At 57.0% G+C, this 15,745-nt stretch carries 13 protein-coding genes; 4 read left to right on the top strand and 9 right to left on the bottom strand.

The annotated features are described in order from the left end of the window. Positions 1–9: 9 nt before the first annotated feature. Entirely contained in the window at positions 10–951 is a 942-nt protein-coding gene (fabY, locus tag AQ981_RS11695; RefSeq protein ID WP_058911929.1) for a fatty acid biosynthesis protein FabY, read from the top strand. 2 nt (positions 952–953) lie between these two features. On the opposite strand, the gene AQ981_RS11690 is transcribed toward fabY, so the two are convergent. Both AQ981_RS11690 and AQ981_RS11685 read right to left on the bottom strand, forming a co-directional pair. Beyond that, positions 954–2,636: an AsmA family protein gene (locus AQ981_RS11690; protein WP_058911928.1), complete on the bottom strand. Its 1,683-nt coding sequence runs from the start codon at positions 2,634–2,636 to the stop codon at positions 954–956. 123 nt (positions 2,637–2,759) lie between these two features. Then, positions 2,760–4,151 (bottom strand): nucleobase:cation symporter-2 family protein, encoded by a 1,392-nt coding sequence (locus AQ981_RS11685; RefSeq protein ID WP_058911927.1) that lies wholly within the window; start codon positions 4,149–4,151, stop codon positions 2,760–2,762. 228 nt (positions 4,152–4,379) lie between these two features. Between AQ981_RS11685 and gltS the strand changes: the two genes are divergently transcribed. Next, on the top strand, positions 4,380–5,585 hold the full coding sequence (gltS, locus tag AQ981_RS11680; RefSeq protein ID WP_058911926.1) for a sodium/glutamate symporter: 1,206 nt from the start codon (positions 4,380–4,382) through the stop codon (positions 5,583–5,585). Positions 5,586–5,685: 100 nt separating this feature from the next. Here the strand turns inward: gltS and recG are convergent, their stop codons facing one another. From recG to gmk, 5 genes are read right to left on the bottom strand one after another with little or no spacing between them, the layout of a single operon-like run. Continuing rightward, positions 5,686–7,767, bottom strand: coding sequence for an ATP-dependent DNA helicase RecG (gene recG, locus AQ981_RS11675; RefSeq protein ID WP_058911925.1), 2,082 nt, complete (start codon positions 7,765–7,767; stop codon positions 5,686–5,688). Beyond that, positions 7,768–8,508, bottom strand: coding sequence for a tRNA (guanosine(18)-2'-O)-methyltransferase TrmH (gene trmH / locus AQ981_RS11670; RefSeq protein ID WP_058911924.1), 741 nt, complete (start codon positions 8,506–8,508; stop codon positions 7,768–7,770). 4 nt (positions 8,509–8,512) lie between these two features. After that, a complete protein-coding gene (gene spoT, locus AQ981_RS11665) occupies positions 8,513–10,627 on the bottom strand; it encodes a bifunctional GTP diphosphokinase/guanosine-3',5'-bis pyrophosphate 3'-pyrophosphohydrolase (RefSeq protein ID WP_058911923.1) in 2,115 nt (704 codons plus the stop codon). A gap of 18 nt (positions 10,628–10,645) precedes the next feature. Next, a complete protein-coding gene (gene rpoZ, locus AQ981_RS11660; RefSeq protein WP_058911922.1) occupies positions 10,646–10,921 on the bottom strand; it encodes a DNA-directed RNA polymerase subunit omega in 276 nt (91 codons plus the stop codon). 54 nt (positions 10,922–10,975) lie between these two features. Beyond that, a complete protein-coding gene (gene gmk / locus AQ981_RS11655; protein ID WP_058911951.1) occupies positions 10,976–11,599 on the bottom strand; it encodes a guanylate kinase in 624 nt (207 codons plus the stop codon). 254 nt (positions 11,600–11,853) lie between these two features. Here gmk and ligB point away from each other — a divergent pair, with 254 nt between their 5' ends. After that, a complete protein-coding gene (gene ligB / locus AQ981_RS11650; protein ID WP_058911921.1) occupies positions 11,854–13,551 on the top strand; it encodes an NAD-dependent DNA ligase LigB in 1,698 nt (565 codons plus the stop codon). Between the two features lie 83 nt (positions 13,552–13,634). On the opposite strand, the gene AQ981_RS11645 is transcribed toward ligB, so the two are convergent. Further along, entirely contained in the window at positions 13,635–14,252 is a 618-nt protein-coding gene (locus AQ981_RS11645) for a trimeric intracellular cation channel family protein (protein WP_058911920.1), read from the bottom strand. Between the two features lie 519 nt (positions 14,253–14,771). Between AQ981_RS11645 and AQ981_RS11640 the strand changes: the two genes are divergently transcribed. Then, on the top strand, positions 14,772–15,002 hold the full coding sequence (locus AQ981_RS11640) for a hypothetical protein (RefSeq protein ID WP_058911919.1): 231 nt from the start codon (positions 14,772–14,774) through the stop codon (positions 15,000–15,002). 120 nt (positions 15,003–15,122) lie between these two features. Here AQ981_RS11640 and AQ981_RS28100 read toward each other — a convergent pair whose 3' ends face one another. Further along, positions 15,123–15,671: a gluconokinase, GntK/IdnK-type gene (locus AQ981_RS28100; protein ID WP_058911950.1), complete on the bottom strand. Its 549-nt coding sequence runs from the start codon at positions 15,669–15,671 to the stop codon at positions 15,123–15,125. Between the last annotated feature and the right edge of the window lie 74 nt (positions 15,672–15,745).

Below are 15,745 nucleotides of genomic sequence, written 5' to 3'. Positions count from 1 at the left end.
AGCGTAAAGATGTATCACTTACGAGTACCGCAAAGCGAAGAAGAGCTTGAATGTTACTACCAGTTCCGCTGGGAAATGTTGCGTAAACCCCTGCATCAGCCGCGGGGATCGGAACGTGATGCATGGGACGCCATGGCGCACCACCAGATGGTGGTGGATGAACAGGGGAATCCGGTAGCGGTGGGGCGGCTGTACATTAACGCTGATAACGAAGCCTCGATTCGTTTCCTTGCCGTGCATCCCGGCGTACAGCAAAAAGGGCTGGGAACCCTGGTGGCGATGACGCTGGAATCAGTGGCCCGTCAGGAAGGGGTGAAGCGGGTTACCTGTAGCGCTCGCGAGGACGCGGTGGGGTTTTTCGCCCGGCTGGGGTTTTTAAACCAGGGGGAGATTACGACGCCGCAGACCACGCCAGTGCGCCATTTTCTGATGATTAAACCCATCGCTTCGCTGGATGATATTCTGCATCGCGGCGACTGGTGCGCCCAGCTACAGCAGGCCTGGTACCAGCACATCCCGCTGAGTGAAAAGATGGGGGTGCGCATTCAGCAGTATACCGGGCAGAAATTTATCACCACGATGCCGGAAACCGGTAACCAGAATCCTCACCATACGCTGTTCGCCGGCAGCCTGTTTTCGCTGGCGACCCTGACCGGCTGGGGGCTGATCTGGCTGATGCTGCGCGAGCGCCATCTTGGCGGCACCATCATTCTGGCCGATGCCCATATTCGCTACAGTAAGCCGATCAGCGGTCGCCCGGGGGCTATTGCCGATCTGGGCTCCCTGAGCGGCGATCTGGATCGTCTGGCCAGAGGGCGCAAAGCCCGGGTGCAACTCCAGGTTGAACTGTGTGGAAATGATGTGCCCGGCGCAGTGTTTGAAGGCATTTACATCGTGCTGCCGGCAAATCCTTTTGGCCCTCTGGAAGAGGGCGGTAACGAAGAAGAATAGTTTCAGGATTGCGGCACGACGCCCTGTTGCAGGGTCTGGTGGAGCTGTTGCCCGCTTGCATCACTGGCCTGCAGAGTGGCGTTCACCGATGGCCGTAGCGGCGCGCCGGCGGCCAGACTGGCGCTGGCCTGGAGTTGCAGATTGCCGTCTCCGGTCAGCGATAGCGCCGGCCATCCCCAGGCCTGCAGAGTATCGAGCGGTACCGAGCGGCCCTGTAAATTGACGGTGACCGGGCGGGCAGGGCTCTGGCCAATTGTGGCGCTGGCTTCCAGCAGTCCCTGTCCGGCAAAGGCGCTCAGCTCGCTGACGGTAATAGCCTCAGGTGTCGCGCTCAGGGCGATAGAGGGACGCCGGACATCCTGACGATTGAAGGTTCCCTGGGCGGCATTCAGGTTCAGAGTACCCGACCATATGCCCCACTGCCCGGCTTTCGCCAGCTCCAGTCGGGCGCCATAACCGTCCAGCGAGGTGAGCTGGAAGGGAAATGCCGGATCAACGTCGATAATCAGATTGCGGCTGGCGGTCAGTTTCTCTACCGTGACCGATTGTAGCCAGTTTGGTAGCGGCGCCATCCAGTATTGGCGCCATCTGGCCGGCAGGGTGTATTCCAGCCCGGCCAGGGCGATCTCATTCAACGCCAGCTGTTTTGTCTGGCGCTGCCATACTCCGGAAGTACGTACCATCCCCCCTTCCCAGCGCGAGGTGAACTGGCGTAACGCGATGTTCTGCGGCGTAAAATCGGCGTTAACAATCGGATCGAACAGGTGCAGGTCGCCATAAATCACTTCGCTGGCGTTCATCGACAGCTTACCGTCGTCGCTACTCCAGTCCCTATTGGCCAGCGTCAGGTCGCGCAGGCTCAGATTGAGATTGGTGAACGCCCAGCCGGGCCCCTGAAGCTGGGCATCGGTCACCTCCAGTCGATCGATTTTCAGCGATGGCACAGAGGCAATTGGGCGCAGAAAATCGCGCAGTGCCTGGTCGCTCTGCAGGCGAATATCGCTCAGCCGCAGGCTTTCCAGTTCCCAGCCGCCATCCGGATTACGGTGGGCGCTGCCAGTGAGAGAGCCGCGGGCAATATCGGCGCCGATGGTGGTCAGCGTGATCGCCTCGCCGTCAATGCCGCCCTGCAACAGGACATTATTGGCCGGTATACCGTTGAGGCTGAGTGAGCCGGCGCTGATTTGAATACTGGCGCGGCTACCCAGCGCTTTTCCCGCCTCCGGCAACCACGGGTAAATTCCGCCATTGACCCGCTGCGCGTTCAAATCCCAGCGGCTGTTGGGGCTGTTAAGCGCCATATTGCGCAACCGCAGCGTATCGGCCTGCAGCGGCACTGGCGCCGTATCCGGCGACAGATTCAGAGTGCCGTTTTCCAGCAGGATAGTATCGGCGTGTAGCGGTGAACTGAGCTGGCGGGCGCTGAGCCCGATATCCACCGTTTGCGCTTGCAGAGTGGCGGGCTGGCCAGCGCGGCCAAAGGAGACATTTTTCAGCAGCAAATGGGACGGGGAGGACCAGTCGTGCTCCATACGCTCAAAGGTTAAATGCCAGGCGCTGTTTTTACTCACCTGACCGGAAACCCAGCTGGCGCCCCAGCGGGTCTGCAACAGGAGATAACAAACCAGTATCGCACCCATCAGAACGATAAGCAGTGTCACGATGAGTTTTGCCGGTTTTTTCATGATCTTCCATCCCCTGAGCATACCTGTAGGCAGTTATGCCCGATTTACCGCGCCATCTCAAGGGGGAGATTGTCCTGAAATGTGACATCAGCGGCGGCGGATCTTACACCGCCGCCGGGAGAATCACTCTTTTTCGGGAGGGAAAATCAGGTTCAGCGCGATGGCGGTAATGCCGCCGGCGGCGATACCCGATGACAGCAGGTTTTTCATCCACTCAGGGGCGAACTGCAGAATCAGCGGTTGCTGAGAGACGCCCATTCCTACCGCCAGCGACAGCGCGATGATCATAATCGCCCGGCGATTCAGCGGTTCGCGCGATACAATACGCACCCCGGAAGCGGCAATCGTGCCAAACATCACGATGGTCGCTCCGCCGAGCACCGGCTCAGGAATATGCTGAACAAATCCGCTTACTGCCGGGAACAACCCAAGGACAATCAGCATCAGCGCTACTACAAAGCCTACGTAGCGGCTGGCGACGCCGGTCAACTGAATCACGCCGTTATTCTGGCCGAAACAGGAGTTTGGGAAAGTATTGAACACGGCGGAAACAAAGGAATTCAGGCCGTTCGCCAGTACCCCGCCTTTCAGGCGTTTCATGTACAGCGGGCCGGAAACCGGCTGTTCAGAGACATCCGATGTGGCGGTGATATCGCCGATGGTTTCCAGCGAGGTCACCATAAAGATCAGCATCAGAGGGATCAGCAGGTTCCAGTCTATACTTAATCCGTAATAGAGCGGGGTGGGAACCATCAGCAGGTCGCTGTTCGCCGGCGTGGTGTTTTCCGGCAGCATATCCAGCGCCCAGGCCAGCAGATACCCGACTGCCATGGCAATCACCAGCGATGCGACGCGCAGATACGGATTGCGCTGGCGGTTAAGCAAAATGATAACCACCAGGACCGCGCCGGCCAACAGCAGGTTTTTCGGCGCCCCGAAAGTATGGTCATTCATTGCCGCAAAGCCGCCGCCAATGGAGGTGAGGCCCACCTGAATCAGCGACAGGCCAATAATCATCACCACGACGCCGGACACCAGTGGGGTAATGATACGCCGCGCCAGATGCAGAAAACGCGACAGGATCATCTCAGTACAGCTGGCGAGCATGAGCGTACCAAACAGTGCCGCCATCATGGTGGGCACATCCGCACCGCCGTTTTTCAGCGCCAGGCCGCCCATGATCAGCGGTGAAACAAAGTTAAAACTGGTGCCCTGGATGGACAGCAGCCCGGAACCCACCGGACCCCAGGTTTTAATCTGGATAATGGACGCCACACCGGAGGCGAACAGCGACATACTGATAATGTGCTGGGTATCCTGCGCCGGCAAACCCAGCGCCTGGCAAATCAACAGAGCCGGCGTAATCACCGCCACGAACATGGCCAGCAGGTGCTGGCAGGCGGCGAACAGAGTTTGGGGAAGTGGGGGGCGGTCTTCGAGACGATAAATAAGCTCGCTGGGGTGACCAGGCGTAACCGGTTGCTCATTTCCCGCTTCGACGGTGTTGGCTGACATCAGAGGTAATCCCATGGTGGAAAAGCGGAGATTTTATCGGACTGACGGTTAAAAGCAATCGATTGCTTACGCTGAAAGGTAATATTTAAAGTGGATGTTTTAAGCTTTTTATATAACTTTTCACTGTTTTTTGATTAAAATTCAGCTCCTGATTCCTTATATCAGAGTGATAACAGCAGGAATAATTACGTGCGTGAATAGGTCATGCGTTAAGTAAGGAGCTTTTTTATGTTTCATCTTGATACGTTGGCTACCCTGGTCGCTGCGACGCTGGTGCTGTTGCTGGGGCGCAAACTAGTCCATAGCGTTCCCTTACTGAAAAAATACACCATCCCGGAACCCGTTGCCGGGGGGCTGCTGGTGGCTATTGCCCTGCTGATCCTGAAGAAAACCCTGGACTGGGAAATTGACTTCGATATGTCGCTGAAAGATCCGCTGATGCTGGCTTTTTTTGCCACTATCGGCCTGAATGCGAACCTGGCCAGCCTGCGATCCGGCGGTAAAGTGGTGGGGACCTTCCTGATTGTGGTGGTCGGTCTGCTAATGATGCAAAACGCCATCGGTATTGGCATGGCCAGTTTACTGGGGCTGGATCCGTTGATGGGGCTGCTGGCGGGATCGATAACCCTTTCCGGCGGTCACGGGACCGGCGCGGCCTGGAGTAAGCTTTTTATTGAGCGTTACGGGTTTCAGAATGCGACAGAAGTGGCGATGGCCTGCGCCACGTTCGGGCTGGTACTCGGCGGGCTGATTGGCGGCCCGGTAGCCCGCTACCTGGTGAAACACTCTTCCACGCCGGACGGTACGCCGGATGACAGTGAAGCCCCCACCGCGTTTGAAAAACCGGACGTAGGGCGGATGATTACCTCGCTGGTGTTGATTGAGACTATTGCGCTGATCGCCATCTGCCTGACGCTGGGCCGCGTGGTGGCGCAGTGGCTACAGGGGACGGTATTCGAGCTGCCGACCTTTGTCTGCGTGTTGTTTGTCGGTGTGATTCTCAGCAATACCCTGGCGACGATCGGTTTTTATCGGGTGTTTGAGCGGGCGGTATCGGTACTGGGTAACGTCAGCCTGTCGCTATTCCTGGCGATGGCTTTGATGAGCCTGAAACTGTGGGAACTGGCCTCGCTGGCGCTGCCGATGGTGGCAATCCTCGCCGTTCAGACGCTGGCGATGGCGATGTACGCGGTGTTTGTCACCTACCGGATGATGGGTAAAAACTATGACGCCGCCGTACTGGCGGCGGGGCACTGTGGTTTCGGACTCGGGGCAACGCCGACCGCTATCGCCAATATGCAGGCGATTACCGACCGGTTTGGCCCTTCGCATATGGCGTTTCTGGTGGTACCGATGGTGGGGGCGTTTTTCATTGATATCGTTAACGCGCTGGTGATTAAGCTGTATATGCTGTTGCCGATCTTTAACGTCTGAACCGTTGGTGGTTGCCAGTTAGTATGGCCGGGGCGTGAATCCCGGCCTTTTTACATCAGGGCTGAGCTGCAAAGCATGTTGCTGTCGTCCCTGTGCCGCGTCAGGCGTTGGAGTAACGTTCGGTTTCCGGCATCCAGCGTTCAATCAGCGCCTTGGCCTGCTGCGGATAGTGCTCATGAATATGGCGGGCAATGCGCTGCACTTCGGGAATAATGGCCTGATCGCGCAGCAGGTCGGCCACTTTGAATTCGGCATTGCCGGTCTGGCGGGTGCCGAGCAGTTCGCCGGGCCCGCGGATTTCCAGATCTTTTTGGGCAATCACAAAACCATCATTGCTGTCCCTTAATACCTGCAAACGCAATTGCGCGGTGCGCGATAGCGGCGATTTATACAGCAGGACGCAATGGGAGGCCACAGCGCCGCGTCCGACGCGGCCGCGCAACTGATGAAGCTGCGCAAGGCCGAGTCGCTCCGGGTTTTCGATAATCATCAGACTGGCGTTAGGTACGTCCACCCCGACCTCAATCACCGTGGTGGCGACCAGCAGATGAATGTCGCCTTGTTTAAAGGCCTGCATAACATTCTGCTTTTCCTGGGGTTTCATGCGCCCGTGCACCAGCCCGACGGTGAGCTGCGGCAGCGCTGTTTTCAACTCTTCCCAGGTGGCTTCCGCCGCCTGAGCTTCCAGTAGTTCGGACTCTTCAATCAGGGTACAAACCCAGTAGGCCTGGCGGCCTTCGCTGGTGCAGGCATTGCGCACGCGTTCGATAATGTCGCTGCGTCGGGTATCCGGGATCGCCACGGTAGTGACCGGGGTACGCCCGGGGGGCAGTTCATCGATCACCGAAGTGTCGAGATCGGCGTAGGCGGTCATTGCCAGGGTACGGGGGATCGGGGTGGCGGTCATGATCAACTGATGCGGATGGAAGCCCTGTTGCTGACCTTTTTCCCACAGCGCCAGACGCTGGTGGACCCCGAAGCGGTGTTGTTCGTCGATAATCACCAGCGCGAGGGCGCTGAACTGCACCTGTTCCTGGAAAATCGCATGGGTACCGACCACCATTTGCACGGCGCCGCTGGCGATGGCTTCCTGCTGAGCCTGCCGCGCCTTGCCTTTTTGTTTACCGGCCAGCCAGCCGACTTCAATCCCCAGCGGGGCAAACCAGTTGCGGAAGTTGTTGGCGTGCTGCTCAGCCAGCAGTTCGGTTGGCGCCATCATGCCTACCTGTTTACCGTGGGCAATGGCCCGCAGCGCCGCCAGCGCCGCCACCAGCGTTTTCCCTGAGCCGACATCGCCCTGCACCAGGCGCATCATCGGCACATCCTGCGCCATGTCCTGTTCGATGTCCGCCACTACCCGCTGTTGCGCGCCGGTTGGCGTAAACGGTAGAGAGGCCAGAAACCGGGTTTTCAGGGCCTCGTCGCTGGCAAGAGGTAGTGCGTGATAGCGCTGTGCGCCGGCGCGCAGCGCCAGCATGCTCAGGTTGTGGGCCAGCAGCTCTTCGAGGATTAAGCGCCGCTGTGCCGGATGCTTACCGCTTTCCAGCTCGGCGAGCTGCAGAGAAGGGGGTGGACGGTGCAGGGTACGAATGGCGTCAGGCAGGCTCATCATTCCGACGGCCAGCTCCGGGGGCAACAACTCGGCAATGGCGCAGGTGGTCAGCAAATCCAGCGCCTGGTCCGTCAATTTACGCAGCGTCGCCTGGCGCACGCCTTCGGTGGTTGGATAGACCGGCGTCAGGGTTTCCTGAAGCTCCGGCGTGCTGTGATCTCCCTGTACGCGGTATTCCGGATGGATCATTTCTGCGCCGTGTTTACCGCGTTTCGCCTCGCCGTAGGCGATAACGCGGCGACCGGTCGCCAGGCTGTTTTTCATCGCCGCATTGAAGTTAAAAAAGCGCATGGTCAGAATGCCGGAGCCGTCGCTAATCTGGCAGGTCATCATGCGCCGCCGGCCAAAGACGATGTTGCAGTTCAGCACTTCGCCTTCCACGGTGGCGTACACGCCGGGCAACAGTTCGACAATCGGATACAGTTGGGTTCTGTCCTCATAGCGCAGAGGGAAGTGCAATAGCAGATCCTGAACAGTGTGCAGGCCGATTTTCGCCAGTTTGTCGCTCTGGCTGGCGCCTACGCCGGTCAGCGCGCTGAGCGGTATGGCATCCAGCAGGCGGCCTTTCATTTACGCTTTATCCTGCAGGCCGACGGTGTCGAGGCTCTGCGCTGTTAAACCCGGCTGACTTGACTGCATGATGGCCCACCAGTCGGCTGTGGCTTCGATTTCACCGGACTGGTTAACGCGCGGGTAAGGCAGGTTTTTTCGTCTGGCGACTTTGGCCAGCACCGGATAACCACCTTCAAATAGCAGACGCTGTTGTTCTTCCTCCGGCAGCGTGCTGTTTTCACGCTGGTACATGCCGGCGTTCTCACGCTGGCGCTGCGCCTCGTAAAGAATCAGCGCCGAAGCCACCGAGACATTCAGCGACTGCACCATTCCGATCATCGGAATGATAATGTCCTGGTCGGCCAGCGCCAGGGCTTCAGGGGTAATACCGGTTTTCTCCTGACCCATCAGAATGCAGGTCGGGCGGGTGTAGTCGATCGTGCGGAAGTCGACAGCGTGGTCGGAAAGGTGTGTGGCGAGAACCTGCATCCCTTTCTGTTTCAGATGCGTCACTGCTTCGTGAATCGACGTGTGGGTTTTCACCTCTACCCAGCTATTACTGCCGGCGGCTGAAGAGGCCATGGTGCGCATCCGGTTGCCAGGCCAGACGGCGTGGACTTCATGAACGCCCACCGCATCCGCGGTGCGGATGATGGCGGAGACATTATGAGGTTTATGAACCTGTTCCATACAGACCGTCAGGTCCGGCTGACGGCGGGCCAGCATCTCGCGGATTCGCGCATAACGCTGTGGATTCATGGCATTAGTTTCTGTTGCGGTTAACTTTTATCACATCCGGCATAACGCGAATTTTACGCATAATATTGGCCAGATGGATGCGATCCCGGGCCGTAAGACGGATAAACGCACTGTAAACCCGACCGTCTTTCTCTTCGGTATTCAGGCTCTGGATATTGGAGCCGGCGGTATTAATGGCCGCGGTAAGGTTAGCCAGCGCGCCCTGATGGTTGAACATATCCACCTTAATTTCGGTGATAAATTCCTGCTCGGTCTCTTTATCCCACTCCACCGCCATGAATTTCTCCGGCTCTTTCTGGTAGCCACGAATGTTCCGACAGGATTCATGGTGGATAACCAGCCCTTTGCCCGGACTGACGTGGGCAATGATCGGGTCGCCGGGGATAGGCCGACAACATTTGGCAAAGGTGATTAGCACGCCATCAGCGCCTTTAATCGGCAGATTGCTGTGGCTGGAGGGGGCGTTCGACGGCGCCTGAGCGGTTTCCCCTTGCTGCAGGTTTTTGGCTACCACCACGCTCATGGCATTGCCCAGCCCGATTTCCGCCAGCAGATCGTCAAGGGTGGCCAGCTTCATACGGTCCAGTTCGCGCTGGATGTTTTCCTGCGGCACTTCAGCCAGTTTTTTGCTGCCGCCCAGCGCATGATTGAGCAGGCGGCGCCCGAGGCTAACCGAATCATCGCGCTTAAGGTTTTTCAGCATCTGGCGAATTTTGGCGCGCGCTTTAGAGCTGACGACAAAGTTCAGCCAGGCGGCATTCGGCCGAGCGCCCGGCGCGGTAATGATTTCGATGGTCTGACCGCTGCTCAGGGACTGGGACAACGGGTATGGCTGCCTGTCAACCCGGGCGCCCACGCAGGCATGGCCGATGTCGGTATGCACCGCGTAAGCGAAATCGACCGGCGTAGCACCCGCCGGCAGCTCGACAATACGGCCTTCCGGGGTGAAAACGTAAATCTCATCCGGGAACAGATCGGATTTAACGCTCTCGATAAATTCAAATGAGCTGCCTGCGCTCTGCTGGAGTTCCAGCAGGCTTTGCATCCAGCGCTGGGCGCGGATTTGCGCGGTCGTGCTGGTTTCGCCGTGCTCTTTATACGCCCAGTGTGCCGCGACCCCCATTTCCGCCATTTGATCCATATCTTCGGTACGAATCTGAACTTCGACCGGTACCCCGTGAGGGCCGATCATCGAGGTATGCAGCGACTGATAACCGTTGGCTTTGGGAATGGCGATATAGTCTTTCACCCGGCCCGGGCGCGGTTTATACAAGCTGTGCATCTGGCCGAGCACCCGATAGCAGGTATCCAGATCGTGGACAATCACGCGGAATGCGTAGATATCCATAATCGAGTGAAAGCGTTGCTCTTTGAGCACCATCTTGCAGTAGATGGAGTAAAGATGTTTTTCGCGACCGCTGACCCGGCAGGGAATGCCCGCTTCCTGCAAACGCCCTTCGATTTCGGAGAGGATTTTCTGGATCATCTCCTTACGGTTGCCGCGCGCGGCTTTAACCACCTCTTTGATGACCCGGTAGCGATTGGGGTACAGCGCTTCAAACCCCAGCTCTTCAAGCTCGGTCTTCAGGTGGTGAATACCCAGGCGGTGCGCCAGCGGACTGTATATTTCGAGGGTTTCCCGGGCAATACGGCGCCGCTTATCGGGGCGCAGAGAGCCGAGAGTACGCATATTGTGGGTGCGGTCGGCGAGTTTGATCAGAATGACGCGGATATCCTGTACCATCGCCATGATCATTTTGCGAAAGTTTTCGGCCTGGGCCTCTTTCTTGTCGCGAAACTTTAGTTTGTCCAGCTTGGACACGCCTTCTACCAGTTCGGCAACCGTTTTACCAAACAGCTGCTCCATGTCCTGGTAGGTGGCGGGAGTGTCTTCAATCACATCATGCAGTAGCGCGGCCATTAACGTTTCATGGTCGAGTTTCATCTCGGCCAGAATACAGGCCACGGCTACCGGATGCGTGATATAGGGTTCGCCGCTTGAGCGCGTTTGCCCCTCGTGGGCATCACGTGCGACAAGGTAAGCCTGCTGCAGACGCTTGATCTGATCTTCAGGCAGATATTGTTGAATCAGCTGATTCAGGCTTTCGAACAGATACAAGGGCGACCCGCTGCGTGATTAACGACGACCTTCAGCAATAGCGGTAACGGCCTGCAGTTCTGCGGCTTCCTGCTCCTGCTGCTCCTGGCGCTCGCGCACGTCGAGAATCTGGCTGTTGATGAGCCCTTCTTCGATTTCGCGCAGTGCGATAACGGTAGATTTATCGTTTTCTTCCGGTACCAGCGGATCCTTACCGCCGACCTGCATCTGACGAGCGCGACGCGCGGCGACCAGCACCAGGTCAAAACGGTTACCAATTTTCTCTACAGCGTCCTGAACAGTTACGCGTGCCATAATAAAAATGCTCCACAGGTGAAGAAATGACTGGGCATGATACTGAAACCAGGCTCAGTCTGCCAATAGTTTGCTGATTAAAGCGTCATGTCGCTGTTTCTGGCGCCCCATTCTCAGGCGTTCCGCCCGGATAATAATCTTCAAATCGTTAAGGGCGGTGTCAAAATCGTCGTTAACGATCAGATAGTCGTACTCGGCATAGTGGCTCATTTCCGCTACCGCCAGGGCCATGCGCCTGGCGATAACCTCTTCGCTGTCCTGTCCGCGGCCGCGCAAACGGCGGTCCAGCTCTTCTTTCGACGGCGGCAGAATGAAAATGCTGCGCGCCTGCGGCATACGCTGGCGGATCTGCGCGGCGCCCTGCCAGTCGATATCAAGAAAAATATCTACGCCGGTAGCCAGAACCTGTTCGATAGTCTCGCGGGAGGTACCGTAATAATTGCCAAAAACCTCGGCATGCTCCAGAAAGGCATCCCGGGCGATCATTTCCTGAAACTCAGCTTTGTCGATAAAGAAGTAGTGCTCGCCGTGTACTTCCCCCGGGCGCGCCGCGCGGGTGGTGTGCGAAACAGAGACCTGCGTGTCGTACAGCGGTTGTGTCTTCAGCAAAGCCTGAATCAGGCTTGATTTACCCGCGCCGCTGGGGGCGGAAACAATATAAAGTGTGCCTTGAGCCATGTGTGTCTTAATCAGATTGATATGCAAATAGAACTGCGTATCCCGCATATTATACACACTGGAACCTGCTGACGTAGTCCCCTCGCCACTTTTCCTTATTGATTTGCGTTTTTTGCTGCCTGTTTTCCACAGTTCATGTCTGTTTATGCAATGACGCACGATTTCCCGGAATACCTCGCGAGGTTATCAACAGCGCCGCTGGCGGCGTTTCACGGGCGGATATACCGTGGCTGGTAATGACAGGGAGGGGGAAAATGAAACGGATTGCGGTCTGCCTGGTTTGTCTGCTGTTAGTGTCCGGTTTTGTATCGGCATCCTGTCCACAGTGGGCGCCGGAAAGGGCGAAAAAAGAGATATTACGGCTTAGATTACAGCTTAAAGAGTGGGATCAGGCTTATTACCTGGAAGGTAAAAGTCCGGTCAGCGATCAGCTTTATGATGCGCTGTGGGCGCGTTATCAGCTCTGGCTACGCTGTTTCCCCCAGGAACGGCAAACGGAAAGCCCACTTCCTGCCGCCCCGGGGAGCGGAAAGACACAACACCCTGTGGCGCATACCGGTGTGAGTAAAGTAAAAGATGCCGCGGCCCTGGCGGTGTGGATGAATGGCAGGTCAGCGCTGTGGGCGCAGCCGAAGGTGGATGGCGTTGCTGTTACTCTGGTGTATCGGGATGGTCGTCTGGCACAGGTCATCAGTCGCGGCGACGGGCGCAAAGGGGAAGACTGGAGCGCACAGGCCCGACATATCCCCGCCTTACCGCAAACCCAGATTGGCGCGCTGGCGAACAGCGTTTTGCAGGGGGAACTATTCTGGCGGCGCGACGGCCATATTCAAAAACAGCGTGGGAGTATCAATGCCCGGGCCGTGGTTTCCGGAGCGATGATGCGCCACGATACTCCGGAGATATTGCGCCAGTTTGGCGTATTTATCTGGGCATGGCCGGATGGTCCGGCGTCACTGGCAGAACAACTGTCTGTTCTGGCGGCAGGCGGTTTTCCTTTAGCGCAGGCGTGGAGCGTTCCGGTAAGTGATATTGCCGGGGTACTGGCGCTGCGTGAACGCTGGTATGCGTCGCCGCTGCCGTTCGTTACGGATGGTATTGTGCTGCGGGAAACGGCGGTCCCGGGCGGTAAATTCTGGAGTCCAGGTCAGGCGTCGTGGATGGTCGCCTGGAAATATCCGCCGCCGGAGGGGATTGCGGAAGTTAAAGATATTGTCGCCACCACCGGACGTACCGGGAAAGTATCCGTTGTATTGATATTGCATTCGGTTCAGATTGACGACAAGCGGATCAGCCGCGTGAACGTGGGGTCAGTGAAACGCTGGCAGCGGATAGACATTGCCAGAGGGGATCTGGTGAAAGTCAGTCTTGCCGGGCAGGGGATCCCTCGCCTGGACAGCGTGTTGTGGCGCACCGCGGAGCGTGAGCGAAGCGGTGTGGATCATCGTCAGCACAGGGTGCTGGACTGCTTTTTTGCCGCCCCCGGGTGTGAGGAGCAACTGCTGGCGCGTCTGGTATGGCTGAGCGGCGAACCACGGCTGAATATCCCCGATGTGGGAAAAGTGTTGTGGCGGCAGATTTATCAGGTCCACGGGCTGGAACACCTGTTTTCCTGGCTGGCGTTGACGCCGGACAAACTGCGTCAGACGCCGGGGATTTCACCGCAGCGGGCGCAGCAGCTCTGGCACCATTTTTCTCTGGCGCGTCGTCAGCCGTTTCAGCGCTGGCTGGCGGCGATGGGGTTTCCGTTGCCGGTACCGTCAATGGCTGCGCTTTCCGCCAGCCACTGGTGGCAGATACACAGCCGTACCGCGCAGGAGTGGAGACGGATACCGGGGGTGGGCAGCGCCAGGGTTGAGGCGATTCGTGAGTTCATATCACATCCACGGATTGTTCAACTGGCGGCATGGCTATCTGAAAATAATATCCCCGGCTTTAGCGCCGCTCAGTAACCCGGTTTATTGCCGATCCACACAGATATCGCCTGCTCCGCCTGCGGTTGGATTGCCCATCCCTCTGGCGAAGAAGAGCACGGTTAATGAGGCGATTGGGTATAGTGGAAAACCGGCAGACCAAGACGAAAACGCAGGGCCAGCAAGCGGCTGATAAAGCCAAATAACAGGGTAACGATCACTACAGTGTCGTGGGGAATAGGGTAATGGCCGAGCGCCAGATAGAGTACCGCTGAGGCAAAAGAGATCCCGGCATACAGCTCTTTCTGGAACACCAGTGGGATACGTTTACAGAACATATCACGCAGTACGCCGCCAAAAACGCCGGTCACCACGGCAGCGATGACCGCAATAACCGGACCTTCGCCCATATCTAATGCGATTTGCGCGCCGATAATGGAAAACACCACCAGGCCGAGGGCGTCCAGCACCAGAAACAGTTTACGCAGGTGGGACATCAGCGGGGCAAGCAGGGTCGTCAGTACGGCGGCAGTTGCCACAATAATCACGTATTCGGGATGCTTTACCCATCCCAGCGGATAGTGTCCCAGCAGAATGTCTCTGACGGAACCGCCGCCGAGTGCGGTTGCGGTGGCGATAATAATCACCCCGAAGGTATCCATTCGGCGCCGACCGGCAGCCAGAGCGCCGGTCATCGCTTCAGCGGTAATACCGATCAGATAGAGAGTATGAAGTAGCATTTACTGGCCCCGGCGCCTGATTAAACCGGCGGCGAGGATAGCGTTTCACGCGCGCGATCGCGATTGAGTTTTTTTAGGGCTAAGGGTTTCGGATTAGTTTTTTTATGGGTGAATCAGCCGATTTATATGATTGATGATTTAAATATACAAGGCGGACTATGGGCAAGTTGATTATTGATAGCGGTACTTGTGATATCACCGTGCGTGAGACGATTTTTGAATCGTGCTGATATTTTACGCTGTCTAATTATTTTATCCCGAAGCGCTGTGGCGCTGCACAATGTGACCTTAACCGCAGATTTACACCTTTCTTATCTCCGCTAAATTCCACTACGCAGTTGTTGCTAAAATAAGCGATAAAAAATGATCTATACCGTGAATATTCGAGTTATAGAACAAAACGTCTCTGGCGACCGCCCTTCAGGGGAAGGCTCCTGAGTACCGGGCAATAGCAGCGCTGCTGCAATTTGAAGCATGACGAGTATATAACCATCCAGGGAGACGTTGAATGGAGGCGATATGACTACCATCGGCAGCAATACCCTACGTATCATCGATAAAATGGTCGATTTCATGGCGTCAACACAGGCTTTTATGGAATACCTTGATAAAGCGCCGCAAATCGAAGATGTTCTGGAAAAAGTTCCCGAGGATAAAGTGACGTTTTTTATGGAACGCCTGGCGCATTACCGACAGGTTTATGTACCAGAGAATCAAAACCGGGAAGAATCGCCAGAGAACGAGGAATAAATCGCGACATTGGGTATTGATGTTCTGGCCGTGGGTCGCCATCGATATTTATTTCAACATAGTTTGGTCTGGTTTTTTGACGCCGCACCTCTCAGGAGGGCGGCGTCTTTTTGATGGTTGTTAATCAAACAGGTGGGTGGCGCAGTGGGTGACGACGTCCTCCAGCGATTGCTCAATATCGATAGCTATAACATCAGTTTCACTGGCCCCGGGGCGTTCCAGCGCGGCGAACTGGGAATCGAGCATTTCCGGCCGGAAATAGTGTCCTTTGCGCGCTTTCAGACGCTGTTCAATCACCTCATAGCGGCCATCAAGGAACAGGAATCTCAGACCGGGATTACCTGCCCGCAGGATATCCCGGTAGCGCTTTTTCAGCGCTGAGCAGACCACCAGGGAGCAGGGATTGGTTCTTTGCATCGCCCATGCGGCATCGCTGAGCGCCTTCAGCCAGGGGGCTCGATCGGCGTCATCAAGGGCGGCGCCGCTGGCCATTTTGGCGATGTTTTCCCGGGAGTGCAGGTAGTCGCCGTCCAGGCAGGCGATTCCATAGCGCTGGCTTAATTGTTGAGACAGCGCCGATTTACCGCTGCCGGAAACGCCCATGATAACAAACAGCCGGTGCTCTCCCTCAGGCGCCCTGGGGAAGCGTCGCTTAAGGCGCGCAGTCATGGTTTCGCTAAAGTTTTCTGGTAGCGGATGGCGCACCGCGTCCTGTAGCGGAGGGACCCAGATCGGTTCCGGGA

This window comes from Entomohabitans teleogrylli, from assembly GCF_001484765.1.
GTDB lineage: Bacteria > Pseudomonadota > Gammaproteobacteria > Enterobacterales > Enterobacteriaceae > Entomohabitans > Entomohabitans teleogrylli.
This window is presented reverse-complemented; position numbering and strand designations above follow the sequence as displayed.

What these genes read in the sequence shown, in the direction of transcription:
- fabY (WP_058911929.1), top strand. Translation starts at nt 10, where the DNA reads ATGTATCACTTACGAGTACCGCAAAGCGAAGAAGAGCTTGAATGTTAC.
- AQ981_RS11690 (WP_058911928.1), bottom strand. Translation starts at nt 2,636, where the DNA reads ATGAAAAAACCGGCAAAACTCATCGTGACACTGCTTATCGTTCTGATG.
- AQ981_RS11685 (WP_058911927.1), bottom strand. Translation starts at nt 4,151, where the DNA reads ATGTCAGCCAACACCGTCGAAGCGGGAAATGAGCAACCGGTTACGCCT.
- gltS (WP_058911926.1), top strand. Translation starts at nt 4,380, where the DNA reads ATGTTTCATCTTGATACGTTGGCTACCCTGGTCGCTGCGACGCTGGTG.
- recG (WP_058911925.1), bottom strand. Translation starts at nt 7,767, where the DNA reads ATGAAAGGCCGCCTGCTGGATGCCATACCGCTCAGCGCGCTGACCGGC.
- trmH (WP_058911924.1), bottom strand. Translation starts at nt 8,508, where the DNA reads ATGAATCCACAGCGTTATGCGCGAATCCGCGAGATGCTGGCCCGCCGT.
- rpoZ (WP_058911922.1), bottom strand. Translation starts at nt 10,921, where the DNA reads ATGGCACGCGTAACTGTTCAGGACGCTGTAGAGAAAATTGGTAACCGT.
- gmk (WP_058911951.1), bottom strand. Translation starts at nt 11,599, where the DNA reads ATGGCTCAAGGCACACTTTATATTGTTTCCGCCCCCAGCGGCGCGGGT.
- ligB (WP_058911921.1), top strand. Translation starts at nt 11,854, where the DNA reads ATGAAACGGATTGCGGTCTGCCTGGTTTGTCTGCTGTTAGTGTCCGGT.
- AQ981_RS11645 (WP_058911920.1), bottom strand. Translation starts at nt 14,252, where the DNA reads ATGCTACTTCATACTCTCTATCTGATCGGTATTACCGCTGAAGCGATG.
- AQ981_RS11640 (WP_058911919.1), top strand. Translation starts at nt 14,772, where the DNA reads ATGACTACCATCGGCAGCAATACCCTACGTATCATCGATAAAATGGTC.
- AQ981_RS28100 (WP_058911950.1), bottom strand. Translation starts at nt 15,671, where the DNA reads ATGACTGCGCGCCTTAAGCGACGCTTCCCCAGGGCGCCTGAGGGAGAG.